Annotated in this window: 22 protein-coding genes; 6 read left to right on the top strand and 16 right to left on the bottom strand. The window is 66.9% G+C overall.

The annotated features are described in order from the left end of the window. Positions 1-2: 2 nt before the first annotated feature. Genes sctS through EGJ34_RS04525 form a run of 11 tightly spaced genes read right to left on the bottom strand, consistent with a single transcriptional unit; the run spans position 3 to position 10,661 of the window. Positions 3-260: a type III secretion system export apparatus subunit SctS gene (gene sctS, locus EGJ34_RS04475; protein WP_125359338.1), complete on the bottom strand. Its 258-nt coding sequence runs from the start codon at positions 258-260 to the stop codon at positions 3-5. A 4-nt stretch (positions 261-264) separates the two neighbouring features. Continuing rightward, positions 265-930 (bottom strand): EscR/YscR/HrcR family type III secretion system export apparatus protein, encoded by a 666-nt coding sequence (locus EGJ34_RS04480; protein WP_125359339.1) that lies wholly within the window; start codon positions 928-930, stop codon positions 265-267. Next, a complete protein-coding gene (locus EGJ34_RS04485; RefSeq protein WP_125359340.1) occupies positions 927-1,874 on the bottom strand; it encodes a FliM/FliN family flagellar motor switch protein in 948 nt (315 codons plus the stop codon). Before EGJ34_RS04485 ends, EGJ34_RS04480 begins: the two co-directional genes overlap by 4 nt. After that, entirely contained in the window at positions 1,871-2,965 is a 1,095-nt protein-coding gene (locus EGJ34_RS04490) for a hypothetical protein (RefSeq protein WP_125359341.1), read from the bottom strand. Before EGJ34_RS04490 ends, EGJ34_RS04485 begins: the two co-directional genes overlap by 4 nt. Next, the gene (locus tag EGJ34_RS04495; RefSeq protein ID WP_125359342.1) at positions 2,956-3,402 is read right to left on the bottom strand and encodes a hypothetical protein; all 447 of its coding nucleotides are present in this window, start codon (positions 3,400-3,402) and stop codon (positions 2,956-2,958) included. Before EGJ34_RS04495 ends, EGJ34_RS04490 begins: the two co-directional genes overlap by 10 nt. Next, on the bottom strand, positions 3,386-4,699 hold the full coding sequence (locus tag EGJ34_RS04500; protein ID WP_125359343.1) for a FliI/YscN family ATPase: 1,314 nt from the start codon (positions 4,697-4,699) through the stop codon (positions 3,386-3,388). The genes EGJ34_RS04495 and EGJ34_RS04500 overlap by 17 nt, the downstream gene beginning before the upstream one ends. Then, on the bottom strand, positions 4,696-5,091 hold the full coding sequence (locus tag EGJ34_RS04505; RefSeq protein WP_125359344.1) for a hypothetical protein: 396 nt from the start codon (positions 5,089-5,091) through the stop codon (positions 4,696-4,698). Before EGJ34_RS04505 ends, EGJ34_RS04500 begins: the two co-directional genes overlap by 4 nt. Next, a complete protein-coding gene (locus EGJ34_RS04510) occupies positions 5,088-7,154 on the bottom strand; it encodes an EscV/YscV/HrcV family type III secretion system export apparatus protein (protein WP_125359345.1) in 2,067 nt (688 codons plus the stop codon). The genes EGJ34_RS04505 and EGJ34_RS04510 overlap by 4 nt, the downstream gene beginning before the upstream one ends. Continuing rightward, a complete protein-coding gene (gene sctW, locus EGJ34_RS04515; protein ID WP_185750062.1) occupies positions 7,151-8,275 on the bottom strand; it encodes a type III secretion system gatekeeper subunit SctW in 1,125 nt (374 codons plus the stop codon). The genes EGJ34_RS04510 and sctW overlap by 4 nt, the downstream gene beginning before the upstream one ends. After that, positions 8,256-9,965 (bottom strand): type III secretion system outer membrane ring subunit SctC, encoded by a 1,710-nt coding sequence (sctC, locus tag EGJ34_RS04520; RefSeq protein ID WP_125359347.1) that lies wholly within the window; start codon positions 9,963-9,965, stop codon positions 8,256-8,258. Before sctC ends, sctW begins: the two co-directional genes overlap by 20 nt. A 3-nt stretch (positions 9,966-9,968) precedes the next feature. Then, complete coding sequence (locus tag EGJ34_RS04525; RefSeq protein WP_125359348.1) at positions 9,969-10,661, bottom strand: helix-turn-helix domain-containing protein; 693 nt, start codon at positions 10,659-10,661, stop codon at positions 9,969-9,971. Between the two features lie 183 nt (positions 10,662-10,844). Between EGJ34_RS04525 and EGJ34_RS04530 the strand changes: the two genes are divergently transcribed. The 5 genes from EGJ34_RS04530 to rnfB all read left to right on the top strand — a co-directional run bounded on the left by EGJ34_RS04530 (position 10,845) and on the right by rnfB (position 15,116). Next, on the top strand, positions 10,845-11,240 hold the full coding sequence (locus EGJ34_RS04530; protein WP_125359349.1) for a VOC family protein: 396 nt from the start codon (positions 10,845-10,847) through the stop codon (positions 11,238-11,240). A gap of 131 nt (positions 11,241-11,371) precedes the next feature. Beyond that, positions 11,372-11,821 (top strand): DUF2147 domain-containing protein, encoded by a 450-nt coding sequence (locus EGJ34_RS04535; protein ID WP_125359350.1) that lies wholly within the window; start codon positions 11,372-11,374, stop codon positions 11,819-11,821. A gap of 114 nt (positions 11,822-11,935) precedes the next feature. Beyond that, positions 11,936-14,017, top strand: a complete 2,082-nt coding sequence (gene metG, locus EGJ34_RS04540; protein ID WP_125359351.1) for a methionine--tRNA ligase — start codon at positions 11,936-11,938, stop codon at positions 14,015-14,017. Positions 14,018-14,065: 48 nt separating this feature from the next. Next, positions 14,066-14,656: an HAD family hydrolase gene (locus EGJ34_RS04545; RefSeq protein ID WP_125359352.1), complete on the top strand. Its 591-nt coding sequence runs from the start codon at positions 14,066-14,068 to the stop codon at positions 14,654-14,656. A 25-nt stretch (positions 14,657-14,681) separates the two neighbouring features. After that, positions 14,682-15,116, top strand: a complete 435-nt coding sequence (rnfB, locus tag EGJ34_RS04550) for an Rnf electron transport complex subunit RnfB (protein ID WP_125359353.1) — start codon at positions 14,682-14,684, stop codon at positions 15,114-15,116. 110 nt (positions 15,117-15,226) lie between these two features. Here rnfB and EGJ34_RS04555 read toward each other — a convergent pair whose 3' ends face one another. Continuing rightward, positions 15,227-15,574, bottom strand: a complete 348-nt coding sequence (locus tag EGJ34_RS04555) for a RidA family protein (RefSeq protein ID WP_125359354.1) — start codon at positions 15,572-15,574, stop codon at positions 15,227-15,229. Positions 15,575-15,780: 206 nt separating this feature from the next. Here EGJ34_RS04555 and mprF point away from each other — a divergent pair, with 206 nt between their 5' ends. Continuing rightward, entirely contained in the window at positions 15,781-18,336 is a 2,556-nt protein-coding gene (gene mprF, locus EGJ34_RS04560) for a bifunctional lysylphosphatidylglycerol flippase/synthetase MprF (protein ID WP_125359355.1), read from the top strand. A 144-nt stretch (positions 18,337-18,480) separates the two neighbouring features. On the opposite strand, the gene EGJ34_RS04565 is transcribed toward mprF, so the two are convergent. The 4 genes from EGJ34_RS04565 to EGJ34_RS04580 form a co-directional block, all read right to left on the bottom strand. Next, positions 18,481-19,821, bottom strand: a complete 1,341-nt coding sequence (locus EGJ34_RS04565; protein ID WP_125359356.1) for an AcvB/VirJ family lysyl-phosphatidylglycerol hydrolase — start codon at positions 19,819-19,821, stop codon at positions 18,481-18,483. A gap of 71 nt (positions 19,822-19,892) precedes the next feature. Then, positions 19,893-20,507 carry a DUF998 domain-containing protein gene (locus EGJ34_RS04570; protein ID WP_125359361.1) on the bottom strand — a complete coding sequence of 205 codons (615 nt, stop codon included), beginning with the start codon at positions 20,505-20,507 and terminating at the stop codon, positions 19,893-19,895. 39 nt (positions 20,508-20,546) lie between these two features. Continuing rightward, positions 20,547-20,732, bottom strand: coding sequence for an oxidoreductase-like domain-containing protein (locus tag EGJ34_RS04575; RefSeq protein WP_125359357.1), 186 nt, complete (start codon positions 20,730-20,732; stop codon positions 20,547-20,549). 44 nt (positions 20,733-20,776) lie between these two features. Then, positions 20,777-21,379 (bottom strand): hypothetical protein, encoded by a 603-nt coding sequence (locus tag EGJ34_RS04580; RefSeq protein WP_125359358.1) that lies wholly within the window; start codon positions 21,377-21,379, stop codon positions 20,777-20,779. Positions 21,380-21,571: the final 192 nt, after the last annotated feature.

The raw sequence follows: 21,571 nt of genomic DNA on the forward strand, positions 1-21,571 counted from the left end.
GCCTACCCCGCCAGCGCGGTCTGCAGGGCCAGGCGGGCAAAGTCGAGCATGCGCGCGCTCATCCACGACATCAGCAGCAGCAGACAGGCGATGACCGCCAACAGCTTGGCACCGTAAGGAAGGGTCTGCTCCTGCAGCTGGGTGACGGTCTGGAACAAACCGATGGCCAGGCCGACGATGGTGGCCACAGCAACCGGCGCAGCCGACAACAGCAGGATCAGCAGCAGGCTCTTGTTGCCCATGAACATGATCGCGTCCATGGCGCTACATCGGCACGTCGAGGTACTGGCGGACCAGCCCTTGGGACAGCAGGCTCCATCCATCCATTGCCACGAACAGAATCAGTTTGATCGGTGCGGAGATGGTCACCGGACTCATCATCATCATGCCCAGCGACAGCAGCACGCTGGAGACCACCAGATCGATCACCACGAACGGCAGGTACAGGTAGAAGCCAATGCGGAATGCATCCTTGAGCTCGCTCAACGCGTAGGTGGGCATGAGCGCGAACAGCGAGCGCTCATGGGGTTCCAGGGCCGGCAATGGCTGGCCGGGCTCGGCCTGGCGGGCACGTTCAAAGAACTCCAGCAGCTCCGGATCCGAGTATGTCGCCAGGTAGATCTTGTAACCGTCCAGGCTTGAATCCAGGAACGCGATCACGGCGGCAACCGAGTTCAGGGGTGCCTCAAGCGCCAGGTAGGCGTCGTACATGTTGGTCACGATCGGCTGCATGACGTAGAACGCCAGCATCAACGCCAGGGCGTTGAGCACCATGTTGGAAGGGACCTGCTGCAGGCCCAGTCCGTTGCGAAGAAGCACGAACACCACCGAAAACTTGAGGTAACACGTACCCGCCGCAATGATGAAGGGCAGCAGCGCGGCCATCGACATGACCGCGATCAGCGAGATGTCGTTGTTGACGAAGCTCATGTCAGTACGGGGGCCTGATGCAGCTGTACGCCCAGCTGGTCGCCCACCTGGACGAGTTCGCCACGGGCGATGACCTGGCCATTCACGCGCAGCTGCAGCTGCGTCCACGTGTCTACTGGAAGATTGAACACGGTGCCGGGCTGCAGTGCGCCCAGGTCACCAACCCGCTGCTGCAACTGGCACAGCACCACCTCGACGGTGACCGGCAGGCGCGCCACGTCCAGACCCGGCGCAGACGGTGCGGGGGCCACGGGCATTGGATCGAGCCCGACACCGTCGGCATCGTCCTCGACAAAATCAAACGGGGTATTCACAGAAACGGTCTCCAAGGTGAAATCGAAGGTGTAGAGGCGCTGCGCGCCGATGCGGGCAACAGGCTGGAACTGAGCCAACAGCAGCACGCTGCCGGGCGCGAGTGAGCGCAACCGCTGCATCGGCACGTGCAGGCGGGCTACTTCCAGGTCAACCGGAAGGCTTAGATTGACGATGGGATCGCGCGCCCCAAGCTGCGGCACAAGCTCGGCACGCTCGATCCATGCGGGGCCCTGTGCACTGGCCAGGAACGGACGCAGCTCGCGGCTGACCGCCGACAGGCCGGTCGGGACGACCTCGCGCAGTTCAACCAGCGCGTCGTCCAGCAGAACCTGGCGGATGTCCAGCAGGCGGCTGTCCGGCAGCCAGCACGCCAGGGTCTCCCGATCCACGAGCTCGGACCACGCCAGGCCTGACAGCGACGGCAACATGCGCGGACACCAGCTGTCGGCACTCACCACCAGCTGCAGGGTGCCGAACGGGCCTCGAACGTCAAACCGCAGCATGGCACCGTGCGAAGGTGGGACACCCCAGTCCACGGCCAGTCCCACGCGGGCGCATTGCGCGACCACCTGGGCCTGCGCGACGTCGTCGGCCGACAGTGCCGGAAACGGCCAGGCACAGGTGCTCATGGGGTGTCCTGCTCCTGCTGCTGGCGACGGCGACCGTCCGGGTCGGTGGTGCCCCCGCTTTCCACGCGCAGGTTCTCACCGGCCAGGCGGACCTGCAGGCCGTCAGGTGTCGTGCTGCTGCCCAGGGCCTGGCCGACCCTGGCGTTGGACGGCGTAGCCGTCCAGTGGCCGCCCAGCTGCCGTGCAATCGCCACCGAGTTGCCCGGTCCCCAACTGGTAAAGGCAACGTCCATGCGCGCTCCGGCGCTGGCACGTCGGGCCAGCACCTCCGCGGTCTTCTGCGCCTGCTGCACATGCTGCAGGTTGCGCTGGTTGGCGGTATTGGCTTCGCTGCGCGCCTGCCCGGCCTCGCCAGCAGCCGTCTCGGCGCTGTGCCGTGCCGCCGCATCCTGCGTGCTCAGTGCAGGCAGCGGCATGGCGCTGCCTTCATGCCTGCCCGGCGTACTTGCCGACTCGGTAACCGGGGCGCGCGACACCGTGTTGGGGGCGTCCGACACGCGCGGTGCCTCCGCACCCGCTTGAAGCGGATTCAATGCCAGCCGGCCTACACTGCGCCGTTCGGCGACGGTGCCGTCTGTCTCCACCGAACCTGGCGCAGGTGCATCCGTCGGCGAAGGAAGCGTCGCTGCGCGTGAGCGGTCATGCGTGTTTTCCGGCTGGGGCCTGGGCGCAGGGGTGTCGTCGGCTTCCGGCTGCGGGTCGGACGGAAGCGTGGCCACCGTCGGGGGCGGTGCCGGATTCGACGACTTCGGCACGCTGACCGGGCGCGGCCGCATGGCCAGCATCGCTTCGCGCGTCGCTGGGTCAGCGGCCACCCGCTCGATGAAGCCATCGGCCTCGTCACTGGAATCTTCGCGGGGTGTCTGCTCAGCGCGATCGCAGGTCGACTCGTCGTCCTGGTCCGGAACCACCGGCTCGGTGTCATCTTCCGGAAGATCCTTTATCGATTCCGTCGCGCCCGCATCGTCCGAAGTGGACGATGCGCCCATCGCATTGCGGTGCTCCTGCTCCATGCGCTTGGCCAGCGGCTGCACCGGTGCAGCCGCGCTCACGGCTTCCACGGCCGCGGTGTTGTCAATGGTCAACGACATGCATACTCCTCTTGAATCTGTCGTTCGTCGCGGCGCTGCTGCGCCTGCCGACGATGGCGTTCGATACGTGCGCCGGCTGCGTCCAGCCGCCGCGCACGTGATTGCTGGTGGGCGGCGTCGCGCCGCAGTTCGCTTTCCTGGCGACGCCCCTGTTCGGCCTGGGCCTGCAGGTCACGCGCACGAAGCTCACACTCAAGAACGTGCGCGCGCGCGATGGCCACCGCGCGCAGACGGTCAAACAGACGCTGCCGGTCCAGGCCCAGTTCGTGTCCTACCTGGGCGTCCAGCAACCTCGCATTGGCCTGCTGCTGCAGCGTATGGGCCTGCGCGTCGTGCGCGGCAGCAGCGGCCGCCTGCGCTGCCGCGTCGCGACGAAGGCGCTGCGCGCGGTGATCCACCCAGCGCGCAATCCGGCGCGGATCAGCGGAGGACGGCATGCAATCCCTCCACGGCCGCACTCGCCGGCACCCGCTCATGCAGCCCCTGGCGCAGGAACGCGTTCAGGTGCGGCTCGCGGGCCACCGCGTCGTCCTGATCGCGCTGCGCGCCGGGGCGGTATTCGCCGATGTCACGCAGCAGCTGAAGGTCTTCCAGCCGCCCCATCAGGCTGCGCAGCCGGCTGGCCGCTTCGCTCTGTTCGGCGCTGGCCAGCTGCGGAAAGAGCCGGCTGGCGCTGCGCAGTATGTCGATGGCGGGAAAGTGTCCACGCTGGGCGAGCCGGCCACTCAGGTGGATGTGCCCGTCAAGCAGCGACTTCACCTCTTCGCCGACCGGATCGGGGTCGGTATCGTCTTCCAGCAGCACGGTATAGAACGCGGTGATGCTGCCCTGCCGGGTATTGCCAGGCCGTTCGACCAGGTGCGGCAAGGCCTCGAAGACCGAAGCCGGGAATCCGCGTCGTGCCGGCGGCTCGCCTGCGGAAAGCGCCACGTCGCGCAATGCACGTGCGTAGCGGGTCGCGGAGTCCATCACCAACAGCACGCGGCTGCCCTGCTCGCGGAAGTACTCGGCAATGCGGGTCGCGACCATGGCCGCGTTGACCCGGGTCGCCGGCGATGTATCGGAGGTCGCCTGGACGAGAATGGTGCGTGCCGCGTTTGGGCCGCCGCCGATCGCCTCGACGAAGGCCGCCACCTCGCGTCCGCGTTCTCCGATCAGGGCCACCACGCGCACGTCGCAGTCGGCATTGTTCAGGAGCATTTCCATCAGTGTGGTCTTGCCGCAACCCGCAGCGGCGAATACGCCCATGCGCTGGCCTTCGCCCACGGTGAGCAGCGCATCGACCGCGCGGATGCCGGTATCGAACGGGGTGGCGATCGGCCGGCGCTGGCGATAGTCCAACGCGACCGCCTGCACCGAGGCCGCGCACCCGGCGGCAGGTCCCATGACGGTCGAGGCCGAGGAATCCGACCCAAGCCGTTCGACCACCTCGCCAAAACCATCCACCACGCAGCCCAGCAACTGTGGCCCAAGCCCCACCTGCAGCGGCTGCCCGGTCGGAACCACCAGCACGTCGGCAGCGAGACGCGACGGCGCGCCCAGCAGGGCCACGGTGGCGATGCCATGATCGACCCGGGTGACCACGCCGTGGGTCAGCAACCCGGCATCACCCGCTGAACGCCGCACGTGGCAGTGTTCGCCCACGGCCACCTTCGCCAGCGGCACACGCAGTTCCCCGGCACGCACCGCCAGGGGCCGCGCGCAGGGTCGCCACAATGGAACGATCGAGTTCACCGCAACAGCGCCTGCAGTTCCAGTACGCGGCCATGGAAGCTCTCAATGGCCTCGGCCATCAGCGACGACTGATGCTGGCACTCCTGCATCAGCATGCCACCCACCAGGGAAGCGTCGTCGATCACACGCAACGACAGGCAGCCATTGGCGAAGTGCGCCGACGGTGCCGAAAGCGCGACAAGCAACTCCTCGGCACGGTTGCTGAAGCGCAGGTCAGGCGAGGTTTCCAGCCGGCCCCACAGAAACACCGCATCCCCCACCGGATCGAGCAGCAGTTCGCCGACATCGGCGAACCCCATGACCACCGAAGAGTGGGTATCGAACTGGAACCGGGAGGGATCGCAGCCCAGTTCGTTCAACGCGGCAGTGAGGGTATCGAAGAGATGGTTCATATGCTTCTCATGACATCAAGGGTGACCGCGTCGGAGATCTCGCCGAACGAAAGCACCGGTGTCGCGGGGAGTTTGTTTTCGATGAACCGCTTGACGAAGCGGCGGATGTCGGGAGCCACCATCAGCACCACGTCGGGGCGATAGGCCGACACCTCGCCCACATGCAGGGCGAAGCGGTCCATCAGCTCGTTTGCCTCGGTGGGCTCCAGATTGAGGTACGCCGCACCCTGGCTCTGGCGGATTCCGCTGCGGATCTGGTCTTCCACCTGGCTGGACACCAGAATGGCGGGAATACGGCCGTCACGCGCGAAGCGCGCGGAGATGTAGCGGGCCAGCGCGCTGCGCACGTGTTCCACGAGGAGGATCACATCCTTCTCGCGCTGGCCCCACTGGGCCAGGGTTTCCAGCACGACCTTCATGTTCCGGATGGACACGTCTTCGCGCAGCAGACGCTGCAGCACCTCGGCCACGCGCTGGATGGGCATGTGCCGGTAGGCTTCCTTGACCAGTTCCGGGAAGCGCTTCTCCAACGCGTCCAGCACGTGCTTGGCCTCCTGGATGCCGAACAGTTCTCCGACGTTGCGCAGCACGGCCCCGTGGACCAGGCGCCGCAGTTCCTCGTAATCGGTGGAGACATCGCAGCCCATGGCCTGCACGTCAGCCTGCGAGGCAGCCGGCACCCAGCGCGCGACGCTGCCGTCGTGCGGAACGGTCAGGCCCATGTCCAGTGCATCCAGCTCGTCCTGGCGGCCGAGAACGCGCACATGCCCGCTGACGACCTGGCCACTGGCGGCCGGGATTTCGTTGATCAGCACCTTTACCTGATGATCCTGGACGGGCTCATGGGGTCGCAGCACGAATGCGGCCAACTGCATGCCCGTGTTGATGAAGGCGTCGTTACGCAGGCGCTCCTCCCACTTTTCAGTGGTCGCGACATCGTGCAGCGGGCCAGGCATCAGCAGGATCAGCGGCAGGGTCTCGCTGGTGAGGTTGCCGTTGGCGTCGCGGGTACCTTCCGTGCTGCCGGTTGCACCCGCGTTCCCCGGGCCAGCGCCTTCGTTGCTGGCAACGCTGCCGGTGCCACGTCGCATGCGCCAGAACAGCAGCGCGCCGAGGCCCAGCGCCAGACCGGCGAACACCGGCAGCGGGAACCCGGGCAGTAAGCCCATGAGCAGCACCAGGATGGCTCCGATTGCCAGCACGACGTTGCTGTTGAACAGTTCGCCCAGGATGCTGGCACCCAGATTGTTGTCCTCGCCGCTGACGCGGGTGACGATGAAACCCGCGCTGATGCAGATCAGCAGCGCCGGGATCTGAGCCACCAGTCCGTCACCGATGGTCAGCAGGGTGAAGGTGTTGAGCGCTTCGCCGAACGGCATGCCATGCTGCAGCATGCCGACGGCGATGCCGCCGAACAGATTGACGAACACGATCACGATGCCGGCGATGGCATCGCCCTTGACGAACTTCATGGCACCGTCGTACGACCCGTACAGCTGGCTCTCGCGCTCGACGTCGCGACGGCGGCGCTGTGCTTCCTCGGAGGTGATGGCCTCGGCACGCAGGTCGGCGTCGATGCTCATCTGTTTGCCGGGCATGCCGTCCAGCGAGAAGCGCGCCACCACTTCACCGATCCGCTCGGAACCCTTGGTGATCACGATGAACTGGACCAGGGTGATGATCGCGAAGATGACCGCGCCCACGACGAGGTTGTCGGCGACCACGAACTCACCAAAGGCGTTGATGATGTGCCCGGCGTCCGCATCGACCAGGATCAGGCGGCTGGTACTGACCGACAGCGCCAGCCGCATCAGGGTGGTGAACAACAGCACCGAGGGGAAGGTGGAGAAGCTGAGAATCCGCTCCACGTAGAACGAACTGAGGAAGATGACGATGGCCACTGCCATGTTCAGCGCGATCAGCACGTCCACCACCAGGGTCGGCAATGGAATGATCAGCATCGCCACGACCACGGCCATGAGCGCTACCAGGGCCAGCTCTGGCCGCAACATGCCGCGGGCGCGTGCCGCCCAGCCGCCGTTCGGGGTCATCGCCGTGCTCATGCCAGACCTCCCGCGAAGCCACCGGCGCGCCCGCGATCACGCTTCATGCTTTCCACCACCATGGTCTCCAGTTGCTGGATGGCCGTCTCACGCGCTTCCGGGCCGACCCATATCGCGTCCGGCAGGTCTTTGAGGGCACGTCGCAGGGCCTGGACCAGGCGCACACGCTGGTCGGTTGCCAACGCGACACGGGCGGCGGCGAGCGGGCCGGTGAACAGGCCCTTCCAGTCCTGCAGGCCGCGCACGACGTCGAGCAGGCCCACCACCACCGCATCGGCACGCGTTGCCATGCGCACCAGCAGGCCGGTGCGCTCGATGTCATGGACCAGCAACTGGTCCACCGAGCGCAGCACGGCCAGCTTGCGCACCTGTCCCAGCAGATAGCCGAACTCGTGCAGCGAGGCGCTGGGATCGAGCGAGAACATGTCGGCGGCGATCGCCTGCTCCATGAAGTCGACGATGACCGCGCGCCGCTCGAATCCGTACTGCTCGATCCAGGCGATGTACTCGCCTGCGCAGTCGTGCGGGTTGCCGAGGAAGTCGCGATAGCTCTGCCGCAGCGCACGCGCGGTCAGCTGCGAACCTCGCGCGGTCAGCCGCGCTTTCACCGCGACGTTGGCACCGCCACGCACGGCGGCACCCTGGCCCTGTGCGGCCTGCTCCTCGAGCAGCTGCTCAAGCGCCGCTTCCAGCAGCTCGTGCATGGCCTCCAGTTCGTCTTCCGTCAGCAGCGCACGAAGCACCGCGAGCACGTCGCTGGGGTCGGGAAACAGCTGCTTCAGCAGCGACATCACCTGCGAGGGGCTGCGCATGCCACCCAACAGCTCACGGAAGCCGGACAGCTTCTGGTGAACCTTTTCGTCCAGGACATGGTCGATCCAGGCCTCGGTGGCAAACGCGGCGGGGCCATTCTGCTGGTTGCGCCGCATTGCCAGCGATGCCATCAACGCACTGGCGTCGTCGGCAGCCGCCATGGCCAGTGCCAGCACCCCCGGACGACGCGGAGCCGGTGCCTGGGTGCGGGCCTCGCCGTCGCCGTCCACCTGATCGGAGGAGGACGCCTGCCGCGAGGACTGCACCGGCACCGCCGGTGCGGATCGATTAATCGCGGGGAGCGCCATGCGCGGCCTCCATGGCGGGCAGGTCCCGCTTGATGTCGTGCAGGACGTCCTGCGGCGATTCACCCACTTCGTGGCCGTAGAGACTCTGCAGGCGCGCAGCATCGAGCATGTCGCGCTCACCGAGCACACGCGGCTGGATCAGGAATACGCGCACCAGGTTCTCGTGGCTGCGGGTGTCCTGCCCGAACAGCTTGCCCACGCCAGGCATGCGGCGCAGCCCGGGAATGCCGGTCTTGCCGTTGTCCAGCGACTGTCGCGTATAGCCACCGACGAGCAGGCTGAGCTGATGGGGCACCCGCGCCACGGTGTCGATGAGGGTCCGGTTGACCATCGGCACTCCGCCTTCGAAGCTGGCGCTCTGCGCGGCACCGTCTTCGATGGTGAGCTGCATTTCCACTTCGTCATGACTGGAGATACGCGGACGCACGTTGACCAGCGTGCCGTAGGTCACCGGTTCCAGCGAGGCGGTCCGTTCGGCCAGCAACTGGGTATAGAACGTCTGGTTGCTGTCGAAATAGGCGGGGATGTTCTCCTGCGTCATCAGCACCGGGCGCGATACGATCTGGGCATCGCCGGTGCTGGTCAGCGCCTGCACCGAGGCAAGGAAGCGCGGTCCGTCCAGAGCGGTGGCCGGGATGCCGTCATTGATGCCGATCTGCAGCCGGTTGCCGATGTTGATGCCACCGCTCCAGCTGACCCCCAGGCGGTCCAGCTCGGTTTTCTTGATGTCGATGATCCAGAGCGAGAGCTCAATCTGTTTGCGCGGGATGTCGAGCTCGGCGACCAGCCGCTTGATCTGCTCGATCTGTGCCAGCGTGCCTCGCACGATCAGGCTGTTGGTTTCCGAATAGGGCATCACCCGTGCCGGACCGGGCCCCACCGGTACGCGCTCGGGTTGGGGCGCGGGAATGCGCGCTGGTACGGCGGCGGGCAGGGGCTCCTCGACCACCGCGGTGGGGTCGGCGGGCAGCGCGGCCGGCTGCTTGACCACCGTGCCGAAGTCGCCAAGCTGGAGGACATCCCCCAGCGTGGAGGCCATGCCTGGGACCTCCAGGGCACTTCCACGCACCGCATAGCGACGACCACTGACGAAGCTGTGCTCCAGCTTGATCACTTCCACATGGTGCGGACTGGCATCGGCACCTTCGTACAGGTCGTCGAGATAGCGCGCGGCGTTGAGCACGATGTCCACGTACACCGGGGGGCCCGCCACGTAGAACGTGCCGTCGGCTCCGCCGCCGCGCACCGGATAGCGCAGGTCAGCCAGTCGCGCCTTGCGCAGGAAGTCGTTCAGCGTGGCCACAGAGGTGGAGCGCAGCCGACCCACGGCGTTCTTCTGCTCGCTGGATTCGTACACATAGATCGACTGGTTGTCGCTGTACCAGACCAGGCCGACATCGGCGGAGACCTTGTTCAGCACCTCGAACGGGCGCGCGAGGTCGAAGCTGCCGCTGACTTTCTTCCGCTGCGCCTTCGCGCTGACCACCACGGCCTGACGAGCCTTGGCCCCGATGGCGTTGAGCAGATGTTCGGCACTTTCCGCACGCGAAACAAAGCCCGATGCGTGCGGCAGGTCGGCACGATCGGAGATGGCGGTGCCCTCCAGCGGCGTCTGGGCATGCGCCGCAGGCGCACTGCCAGCATGGACAACAGCAGTAATGAACAACAGGGAGTACGACAGGGAACGCATGGATCACTCGGCAGGCGTCTTGACGGCGCGGTAGACGGACAAAGGGGAGCAGCCGATCAGGGCCTTGATGTCGGTGCAGAAGTGCGACAACGAGGCATAGCCGTGGTCGGCGGCCAGATAGGTGAACGAATGCGCGCGGCCCGGGTAGGCCAGCAGCGTCCGCGCGGCGCGCAGGATGCGCAGCTCGCGTTTGAGCGGACGTCCCAGCACCTGTCGGCAGCGGCGATGGAACTGGGCAGAAGACAGCCCATAGCGCTCGGCGAGCGCGGCCACGCTGTTCTCGCCGCCCTCCTTCAACAGAAAGCGCATCAGACCGTAGCTCTCACTGCGGGCCAGATGACGCAGGAGCGCTGCCAACGGGGTGCCTGCGGCATGGTCGAGCGCCATGCATTGCGGCGCGCGCGCCAGCTGGTCGATCAACCAGGTCGCTGCCACCTCGGGCTCCTCCAGCGCGGCCGCCACCGGCCAGCAGACCGTTGGCGGCTCGGCGCTATGGCGGACGGCGTCGCGCACGTGGTCGAAGTGGGCCAGCGCACGCGCCATGCCGCTGCCGGCCAGCGGGTGCGCAGCGAGCCCCTCATGACGAGGCGCGCTGGTCCCGGCCAGCAGCAGCCTCTGCCCGGGGGCCATGCACACCCGGCTGCCCGCAATCGACAGCACGACGCTGTCCTGCCCTGCGTTGACGATCACCTGCATGCATCACCTCCCGTTCGGACCCGATTACGCGGACGGCGCGGTTGGCACCCTCTTCGACACGGCCGGCATGATGGCGACGGGGGGAGGTGGAGGCTCTACAAGAAATTCGAAAGCGCCGACGGTTTGGGGTATACCCGTGACTCTGTTCAGAACTGGCGTGCGCCGCCCGCACGATTTCCGCCCATGTCATCCCCCCTGCTCGGCCTTCACCACGTGGCGCTGATCTGCGCCGACTACGCGCGCTCGCGCGATTTCTACGTCCGGGTCCTGGGCCTGACCGTACTGGCCGAGCATTACCGGGCCGAACGCGACTCCTGGAAGCTGGACCTGGCCCTGCCCGACGGCGGCCAGCTGGAGCTGTTCTCCTTTCCGGAGCCGCCGCCTCGGCCCAGCAGACCGGAAGCACAGGGTCTGCGACATCTCGCCTTCCGGGTGGCGGCGCTGGAACCGGTGATCGCGCGACTGGAACAGGAGGGCGTGGCGTGCGAGCCGATCCGGGTCGACGAGTACACCGGGCGGCGGTTCACGTTCTTTGCGGATCCCGATGCGCTGCCGCTGGAGTTGTACGAGGCTGGCTGAACGAATTCAGACGTCTTGCGCGGGGAGGCATCCGCGCCGCGCGCCCGCGTTCCGTACCTAGGCGAATGGGTATACAGTCGCAGGGTGCCGGCATCGCGCCGGTTTTCATGAACATCCCTGGGAGGGGAACCATGCGCAAGACGTTCAAGACCCTGCTGCTGGCCATGCCGCTGGTAATGGCCGCAATGTCGGCCAGCGCCGCTGACAGCGCCGTGGGCCGCTGGAAGACCATTGACGACAAGACCGGCGAGACGAAATCCATAGTCGAGATCACCAAGGCGGCCAACGGCAGCCTGAGCGGCAAAGTGCTCGAGGTCCTGAAATCCGACAAAGGCCCCAATCCGGTCTGCAGCGATTGCAAGGGTCCGAACAAAGGCAAGCCGATCAAGGGCATGACCATCCTATGGAACCTGTCCCAGAACAGCGGCAGCACCACCGAATGGTCCGGCGGCACCATCCTGGACCCGGCCAATGGCAAGACCTACAAGTCCAAGCTGGAACTGCACCCGGGCGGCAAGAAGCTGGACGTCTCGGGATGCATTGCCATCATCTGCCGCGCCCAGACCTGGGTGCGCGAGTAAGCAGCGCCCTCCGGGCCGTTCACCACCATCCGACGGCCGAAGCGGCAACGCTTCGGCCTTTTGTCTTGACAGGGCGTGCGATAATCCCGCGTTCCCCTGGCAACTGCGTTCATCATGACCCGCACCGCTCTCGTCACCACCGCCCTGCCCTACGCCAACGGCCCCCTGCACCTGGGTCACCTGGTCGGCTACATCCAGGCTGACATCTGGGTACGCGCGCGGCGAATGAGCGGCGGAAAGACCTGGTTCGTGTGCGCCGATGACACCCACGGCACCCCGATCATGCTCGGCGCGGAGAAGGCCGGCGTGACCCCGGAAGTGTTCATCGCCAACATCCAGGCCAGCCACGAACGCGACTTTGCCGCCTTCGGGGTCGATTTCGACCATTACGACTCGACCAACTCGGCCGGCAACAAGGCGCTGACCGAGGCCTTCTACCTGAAGCTGGAAGCCAACGGGCATATTTCGCGGCGTTCGGTGGCGCAGTTCTACGACCCCGAAAAGGGCATGTTCCTGCCGGATCGCTACATCAAGGGCATCTGCCCGACCTGCGGCAGCGCCGACCAGTACGGCGACAACTGCGAAGTCTGCGGTTCGACCTACGCGCCGACCGACCTGAAGGACCCGAAGTCGGTCATTTCCGGTGCCACGCCGGAAATCCGCGATTCGGAGCACTTCTTCTTCGAAGTGGGCCGCTTCGAGGCGTTCCTGCGCGAATGGCTGGCCGGCGATGTGGCCCTGCCCGGGGTGAAGGCCAAGCTCGGTGAATGGCTGAATGCCGAAGGCGGCCTGCGCGCATGGGACATCTCGCGCGACGCGCCCTACTTCGGCTTCGAGATTCCGGGCCAGCCGGGCAAGTACTTCTATGTCTGGCTGGATGCGCCGATCGGCTATCTGTCCAGCTTCCAGGCGCTGTGCGCGAAGACAGGCGAAGATTTCGAGTCGCACCTGCGCGCCGGCACCAGCACCGAGCTGCACCACTTCATCGGCAAGGACATCGTCAACTTCCACGGCCTGTTCTGGCCGGCGGTGCTGCACGGCACCGGTCACCGCGCCCCCACCCGCCTGCACGTGAACGGTTACCTGACCGTGGAAGGGGCCAAGATGTCCAAGTCGCGCGGCACCTTCGTCATGGCGCGTACCTACCTGGATGTCGGCCTGGAGCCGGAGGCGCTGCGCTACTACTTCGCTGCCAAGTCCAGCGGCGGCGTCGACGACCTGGATCTGAACCTGGGTGACTTCGTCGCCCGCGTGAATGCCGACCTGGTCGGCAAGTTCGTCAATCTGGCCAGTCGCTGCGCCGGCTTCATCAGCAAGCGCTTCGACGGCCGTCTGGCCGATGCGCTGCCCGATGCGGCGCAGTACGACCGCTTCGTGGCGGCCCTGGGTCCTATCCGCGAGGCTTACGAACGCAATGATCCGGCGGCGGCACTGCGCCTGACCATGGCACTGGCCGACGAAGCCAACCGCTACATCGACGACCAGAAGCCCTGGGTGATCGCCAAGCAGGAAGGGGCCGAGGCCCAGTTGCAGGCCGTCTGCAGCCAGGGGCTGAACCTGTTCCGCGTGCTGGTCACCGCACTGAAGCCGGTGCTGCCGGCCACTGCCGCGCAGGCAGAAACCTTCCTGGCCTCGCCGGTGCAGTCCTGGACCGACATCGTCCGCCCGCTCACCGCGCACACCATTGCGGTGTTCGTCCCGCTCTTCACCCGTATTGACCCGAAACTGATCGACGCCATGACCGACGCTTCCAAGGACACCCTCGCTGCCGCTCCAGCTGCGCCCACTCCGGCCAAGGCCGCCAAGCCAGCCGCTCCTGCGGCGGTGCCCGCTCCCGCCGCTGCGGCAGGCGATGCAACGCCGGCGTACATCGGCATCGACGACTTCGCCAAGCTTGACCTGCGCATCGGCAAGGTGCTGGTATGCGAGTTCGTGGACGGCTCGGACAAGTTGCTGCGCTTTGAACTGGATGCTGGCGAGCTCGGCAGGCGCCAGATCTTCTCCGGCATCCGCAGCAGTTACGGCGAACCGGAAGCGCTGGTCGGCCGCAGCGTGGTCTTCATCGCCAACCTGGCTCCGCGCAAGATGCGCTTCGGCCTGAGCGAAGGCATGATCCTGTCGGCAGGTTTCGACGGCGGCGCGCTGGCACTGCTGGACGCCGACAGCGGTGCACAGCCGGGCATGCCGGTTCGTTGATCGGCAAGGTGCCACGACCAACGGTCGTGGCCTACCGGGAGGTGGTGATTGGAGCTTGCTCTGTTTGACTTCGATAACACCGTCACCGACTGTGACACCTACGCCCGCTTCCTGCGTCGCGTTGCCACGCCGGAACAGCTTGCCCATGCCTGGTGGAAAGTCGGTCCGTGGCTGCTGGCGTATCGGCTGAAGCTGATCTCGGCCGAGCGTATCCGCGCCCGCGTCACCCGGCTGGTGATGCGCGATCGCCACGGCGACGACATTGCCGCCCAGGCCGCCGGCTTTGCCCGCGAGGTGCTGCCGGAGGTGGTACAACCCAGGATGCTCGAGCAGATCCGCTGGCACCTCAGGCAGCATCACACCGTAGTGATCGTGTCCGGGTCGCTCGACCTCTACCTGCGGCCGTGGTGCGAGAGCCTGGGCGTGGAACTTATCTGCAACCGTCTTGAAGGGAAGGACGGACGGCTCACCGGCCGTTACGCTGATGGCGACTGTGGGCCCTGCAAGGCAGAACGCATCCGCAGCCGTTATGACCTGTCGCGTTACCTGCGCATCCATGCGTATGGAGACAGTATTGAAGACCGGCCGATGCTGGCGCTTGCGCATGAGCGCTGGTACCGCGGCAAACCGTTGAAATGAACCTCCCGCGCAGCCGACGCCACGCATGAACGCCTCCCGCCTCCCGCTGACCGAACGCCTGGACCGGCTGCTGCCGCAGACCCAGTGTGGGCAATGTGGCTTTATGGGCTGCCGCCCCTACGCCGAGGCGATGGCGCGTGGCGAGGCGGGCGTGGAACGCTGTCCGCCCGGCGGCGATGCGGGCGCGCGGGCGCTGGCGCAGGTGCTGGGCGTGACCGCGGTGCCGTTTGATCGCAGCCGGGGCGAACACAAACCCGCCCAGGTCGCGGTGGTGGTGGAAGCCGACTGCATCGGCTGCACCAAATGCATCCAGGCCTGCCCGGTGGATGCCATCGTGGGCGGTGCCAAATACATGCACACCGTCATCGCTGACCTGTGCACCGGGTGCGAGCTGTGCATTCCACCGTGCCCGGTGGATTGCATCGAATTGATTGCCACGGATCACGACCAACGGTCGTGATCTACCGGTAGGCCACGCAAGCAGCGCTACAAGCGCTGCTAACGTCGTTCATCGACGGCCCGAAGGGTTGTGCCCGCAGGGCGCACATACCGTTGGTCGTGGCGCACGGGTTACGGCAGCGCAGCAGTAACCACGATCTCCACCTTCCACGACGGGTCGGCCAGCTTGGCCTCGACGGTGGCGCGTGCGGGGGTCATGCCCGCCACCACCCATTCGTCCCACGCGGCGTTCATGCCGGCGAAATCGTTGATGTCGGCCAGGAACACTTCCGCACGCAGGATGTGTTGTTTGTCGCTGGCGACGAGCGCGAGCAACTTGTCGATCTCCGCCAGCACCTGTCGGGTCTGACCGGTGATGTCCTGGCTGGTGTCTTCCGGAATCTGACCGGACAGATACGCCACCTTGTTGTGCACGGTCATTTCGGACATGCGCGGACCGACGTCAAAACGCTCCAACATGGGGAACTCTCCTCTGCAATGGAGGCCCATTGTCGCCGATGCCGGTGGGGCTGTCCGTGAGCAGGCTCGAATCTGCATGCTCCATCCCGCCACAGCGGGCACAGCCGGACCTCTTGGCAATGCCGCCATCCAGGCGCACGATGCCCCGTCGCGGTACGCCGCGCGCGTTGACGTCTTCATCGCCCTGCCCGGAGCACGCTGCCTCGATGACAGATCCTTCCCCTGCGCCGGCTTCGGCGCATTCCGGCTGGCGGCGCGCTGCCACCGTGGCATTCAGTCTGGCCATTCTGGCCTTGGCATTGCATGGGCTTGCCAACGAATTCGACGAGCACGGCTACCGCGCCATACGTGAAGCATTCCGTGCGTTGGGCGGCGGCCAGATCGCACTTGCGGTGGTGCTGGGCCTGGCCAGCTATGCCTGCCTGATCGGATTCGACGCGATTGGCCTGCGCCGCAGTGGCAGGCATCTGCACCCCGCACGAATAGGCATCACCGCTTTTCTGGCCCACACCCTGGGGCAGACGCTGGGCTTTGCCGCGCTCACCGGCGGTGCCGTGCGCCTGCGCGGTTATGGCAGCGCCGGGCTGAGCCTGGGCGAGGTCGGCCAGGTGGTGCTGATGAGCACACTGGGTTTCGTGTTCGGTGCCTGGCTGCTGCTGGCGCTGGCTTTCGTGCTGGAACCGGAAGCGGCCGCACTCGCGCTGCCCGTTCCGGTGCCGGTCGTGCGTGCGCTCGGCGTGCTGGCCCTGCTGGGCTATGCGTTCACGGTGCTGCTGGTCGGCCGCGATGGCCGCACCTTCCATATCCGCGGCCACGCGCTGTGGCTGCCTGACCGCCGCACGATGCTCGGGGTGACCCTGCTGAGCGTGGTCGAGCTGGTGCTGGCGGCGGCGGCGTTCTACGTGCTGCTGCCGATGGATGCTCCCACCGGACTGCCCGGTTTCGTCGGGCTGTATCTGGTCGCGGTGCTGGCCGGCCTGATCTCAAGCGTGCCCGCAGGACTGGGCGTCTTCGAATGGAGCCTGCTCAAGCTGCTGCCACAGGTAGCCCCGGCGGCAGTGCTGGCCGCCGCGCTGATCTATCGGGTGACCTACTACGTGCTGCCGCTGCTGCTGGCGACGATGCTGGCGGTCGCTCCCGCGTTGCGCCGCCCCCTGCGGGCCGGTGCCGGTGCCACCCGCGCCGGCTGGACCGCGCTGCGGCCGTGGCTGCCGCAGATCATCGCGCTGGCCGTGTTCAGCGTCGGTGCGGCCCTGGTCATTGATGGAACGTTGCCCACACCGCGCCGGCACCTGCTGCATGCCTCACTGCCGGTACTGGAGACCTCGCACCTGCTGGGCAGTCTGGCCGGGGTGGCGCTACTGCTGATCGGCCAGGGTCTGCAACGGCGCAGCCACGCTGCGTGGGTGCTGGCGCTGGGCATCTGCGTGGCCGCGCCACTGCCGATCTGGCTGCGCGGGGGACAGGTGCTGATCGCGCTGTCGGCGGTGCTGGTGGCGATGGCCCTCTGGGCTTCCCGACGCGAGTTCTACCGCCAGGGGGCGCTGCTGGATGAGGCCTGGTCGTGGCCGTGGATCCGCAACCTCGGGCTGGTGCTGGTGGCGGTGATCTGGCTGTTGTTCTTCGTTTACAGCCACGTGGAGTACCAGAACGAACTGTGGTGGCAGTTCGCGGTGCAGGGCAATGCGCCGCGTGCACTGCGGGCGCTGCTGATGGTGGCGGTGGCATTGACCGTGTTCGGTCTGGCGCGCCTGCTGCACAGCACCCGTACACCGCTGCCGCCGGTCGACGCGGCGACACTCGACGCCCTGGCACCGGTACTCGCCGGTGCCGGGGATACCCAGGCCTGCCTGGTACTCACTGCAGACAAAGCGGTGCTGCGCGACGATGCGCAGCGCGGCTTCGTGATGATGCAGCGATATGGCGGCTCGCTGATCGCCATGGGCGACCCGGTCGGACCGCCCGACGTCGCGCGCGCGCTGATCTGGCGATTCCGCGAAGAAGCCGATCGCCTCGGCCTGCGGCCGGTGTTCTACCAGGTGGGTGAAACGTACTGGCAGACCTACCTCGACCTGGGACTGAGCCTGGTGAAGCTGGGTGAAGAGGCGATGGTGCCCCTGCACGACTTCAGCCTGGAAGGGCGCGAACGCGCCGACCTGCGCCAGGCCTGGAATCGCGGCAAGCGCGGCGGCCTCAGCTTCCGCGTCGCCAGCACAGACGAGGTGCCAGCCCTGATTCCGGCGCTCGCGGAGGTGTCACAGCAATGGCTGGAAGACAAGGCCGGCGACGAAAAGGGGTTTTCGCTGGGCAGCTTCAGTGCGCCCTATCTGTCCCGGTTTCCGGTCGCGCTGGTGGAAGCGGAAGGCCGCATTGTCGCCTTCGCCAATCTGTGGGAGGCACCGGCCGGGCACGAACTGTCGGTGGACCTGATGCGCCATGTGAACGATGCCCCCAAGGGCACGATGGATTACCTTTTCATCGAACTGTTCCTGTGGGGCCGCGCACAGGGCTACCAGCGATTCTCGCTGGGCATGGCTCCGCTGTCGGGGCTGGCACAGCACCGTCTGGCCGGTCGCTGGAACCGGTTTGCCAACCTGGTGGCGCGGCACGGCGAACGCTTCTATGGATTCAGTGGACTGCGCCGTTTCAAGTCGAAGTTCGCACCGACGTGGCGCGCGCGCTATCTGGCGGCACCGGGCGGGATGCACCTTCCGGCGGCGCTGCTGGATGCGACGCGGTTGATCAGCCGGGCACCGCGCTGACACGCATGGCGATGTGCGCGCGCAGGATCATGGCGTTGACACGCATGGCGTGTCACTACGACCCTGGGTCGCACGATCCTGGGGTCGAACGGTGTTGGTGGGCGAACCGCGTTGTAGGGACACGCCATGCGTGTCCGGACGCGCTCATTGCGCTGGCACATGCTCCAGAAGCGTGCGTGCGAGCAGATCGTAGTCACCTTTGAAATGATGGTCACCCGGCAGCGCGATCACCTGCGCCTGGCCCGCGGGCAGGTCGGGGCACAGTGCGTCCTTGTCGTCCTTGCCGTACAGGCACAGCGTGTGCTGCGCCGGCAGCTTGGCGATCTCCGGCGCGATCGGTACCCCGCCCCCGCCGCCGCCCAGCCAGTTGCTGACATGGAATTCGTAGTCGGCCTTGCGGCCCACCGACATCAGCCCGACCAGCGCGACCGCATCGCGGGTGCCAGGTTCAAGCTGGTTGACTGCTGCGGGCAGTACATCCGCCCCTTGCGAGAAGCCGATCAACAGCAGCCGCTTGCGCTGCCACTGCTGCTGGTAATGGGCGGCAATACGCTCGAGGTCGCGGGCAAAGCCGGCCGGCGTGCGCTGGGTCCAGAAGTAACGCAGCGAGTCGACCCCGACCACCGCGACACCGGCCTCGGCCAGCGTTGCGGCGACTTCCTTGTCCAGGCCGGCCCAGCCGCCATCGCCGGAGACGAAGATGGCCAGCGTGTCGCCGCCCTTCGCCGCTGGGATCTCCACCACCGGAAGCCCGCTCAGACCCTGCGGTGGCGGGGAAAGACTGACGCCCTTCTGCGCCCCCAGCACCTGCGCGGCGGCCAGCAGCCCCGGTACATCACTGCTCGCGCCGGTGCGCTGGAACTCGCGCGCCAACCCCACCTTGCGCACGAAAGCCGCCGCACTGCCGACCGCGCATTGTGCGTCGCCGGCGGCGTTCAACCACGGAAAATTCAACTCGGCAGGCACCAGCCGCCCGTGGCTGACACCGGCACCACAGACCTGGCGTTCGCGTGCCACGTCGGGACAGAAGCCGGTGGTCAGCACACCCGCGAACACCTGGGTGTCGGCCTGCGCCGCCACCGCATAAGCCAGCTCGGCCCCCCTGCCATCGCCGCCGATCAACGGCAGGTGATAGCCCGGCACGTGCAGGTAGGCCTGGAAGAAGCGCGAAAAGTTCTCGACGTCACCTGCGCCGAATGCGCAGCTGCCGCCGTCGGCGGCAACGGCCTGATGCAGCCGGGCGACATCCACCCGCGCCACCAGCGCGCCCTGCCCGCGCAGCGCCTCAATGCGCTGCGTGGTCAGTGCCGATTCGCGGCCGCCGTCAAACCACACCACCACGCGCTGCGGCTGGCCTTCCGGCACGTACATCGGCACATCATGAAAGCGACCGTGGCTGACCTGCTGCGGCGCGGCGTGTGCGCCGGCGCTCAACAGTCCGCATAGAACCACACCCCACCACTGCCGCCTGCTGAGTGCCCGCATCGTGACGCTTCCCGGAAAAGTCAGCCCACGATACCCCGGTGGCGCGCCAAGGGGATGTACAGAGCGTGGCGTCAGCGGGCAACGCGTCGGGTCTGTCGCCACTGTTGCAGCGCGACCGCTGCCAGCCACAGCACCACGGCGGCGATGACCAGCTTCTGCCCTGCCCCGCGCGGTGGACCGCGCCACAACACGTGCAACCACAGCAGCACGAAGCACAGCCAGGCCCACCACCAGGCCAGCGCGGCCCAGCGCGTCCAGTGCGGGTCGGCGCGCAGATACCAGCTCTGCAGCAGCATTGCCACGCTCACGCACAGAAACGCGGTGTTGGCCGCCAGACCGTGCACCAGCGGGGCGAGCAGAGGGGCCGTTTCCGGCAACCAGCTGTCGCCCACCGCGACCCCCATCAAGCCCAGACCCGCCAGTCCGAACAACAGCGGCGCGGCAATGCTGCGCCGCGGTGACTGCAGCCCGACGTGCAGAGACCACGCGAGCAGGATGATCGCCACCGCCAGCACGCAATATGCCGTGCGCAGCGCCAGGCCCCAGGGACCATGCAGATACAGGCTCAGCGTGGCCTGGACCCAGTCCAGATCATCGCGGGCCCATTGCGTCCACAGCGCCGTCAACACAAACGCGCACAGGGCCAGCAGCGCCATCAACGCGATCGATGCCTGGGCGCGGCTCAATGCCGGTGTTGCCGTGGATGGGATCATGCGCGGGCGACCTCAGGGTGCAGTTTCAGGGTGGCGCAGCTTCCAGGCAGCCAGCGCCGCGCGGTAGCGCTGCAGTTCCTCGCTGTAAAGGTCCAGCACGCACAACGGACAGCCACTGCCGCAACATTCGTTCGGGCCGGGCTCTTCCGGCGGCAGCGGGCGGGGATCGGCATCGGGCGGAAGAACGGGATCGGGCATCGGCAAGGCGGGCGGCAGGTGAACCGGGCCAGTGTAAACGACGCTCAGCGGCCCAGCCGACGACGCAGATTGGCACGGGCCGCCGCATCGAGTCGCTGATGGAAGAAGTCGCTCAGGAAAATGCGCGGGCGCTTGAGCAGTTGTGCGAGAAAGCGCCTGCGGTTGATGCGGAACAGGAACCCCGGCACATGGCCGGCATACTCTTCGGCAATGCCACGGTCGTAGGCCTCGAATACGTCCGCTGGGGCTCCCAGGATGGCCATGTCGCAATCCAGGAACAGCGCCGCCTGGTCGTCTACATCGTCGCGACCCAGTGCACCGTGCCGGGCGGTCAACCCGATCAACTGCTCGACCCGCGCCACGTCCACGCCCGCACCAGGCAGCCAGCGCTCGATCTGCGCGCGCGCCAGCGCCGCCGAACGCGTTTCATTGTCACTGCGACCGGCGTCGTAGATGGCGTCATGATAGAGCGCGGCCAACTGCACCTCACGGGGCTGCGTCCAGCCCGGGCCTTCGGCGACCTCCTGGCAGTGCTGCAGCACCGCACGTACGTGCGCGAAGCTGTGGTACGCCCGCGGCGGCAGGGCGTACGCGGTTTCCAGGTCGGCCTGCATGGCTGCCGGCAGGGTGATCGGCGCGAAGGTCATGGACGCATGATTGGCCGGCGAACGGGGCGCTGGCAAGCGACCACCGTCGCGTCGGCCGACAAACGGCGCGCCGTGGGGGACCGGCCGGCCTATGCTGGCAGCTGAGAGACGCCCTGCCTGTGAGGTGACCGCGATGTCCGCGTGGACTGTTCCTGCCCTGCTCGGCATGAGCCTGGCGACTCTGCTGGCCGC

Source organism: Stenotrophomonas sp. 278, from assembly GCF_003935715.1.
In the GTDB taxonomy this organism is placed as follows: Bacteria; Pseudomonadota; Gammaproteobacteria; order Xanthomonadales; family Xanthomonadaceae; genus Stenotrophomonas; species Stenotrophomonas maltophilia_AH.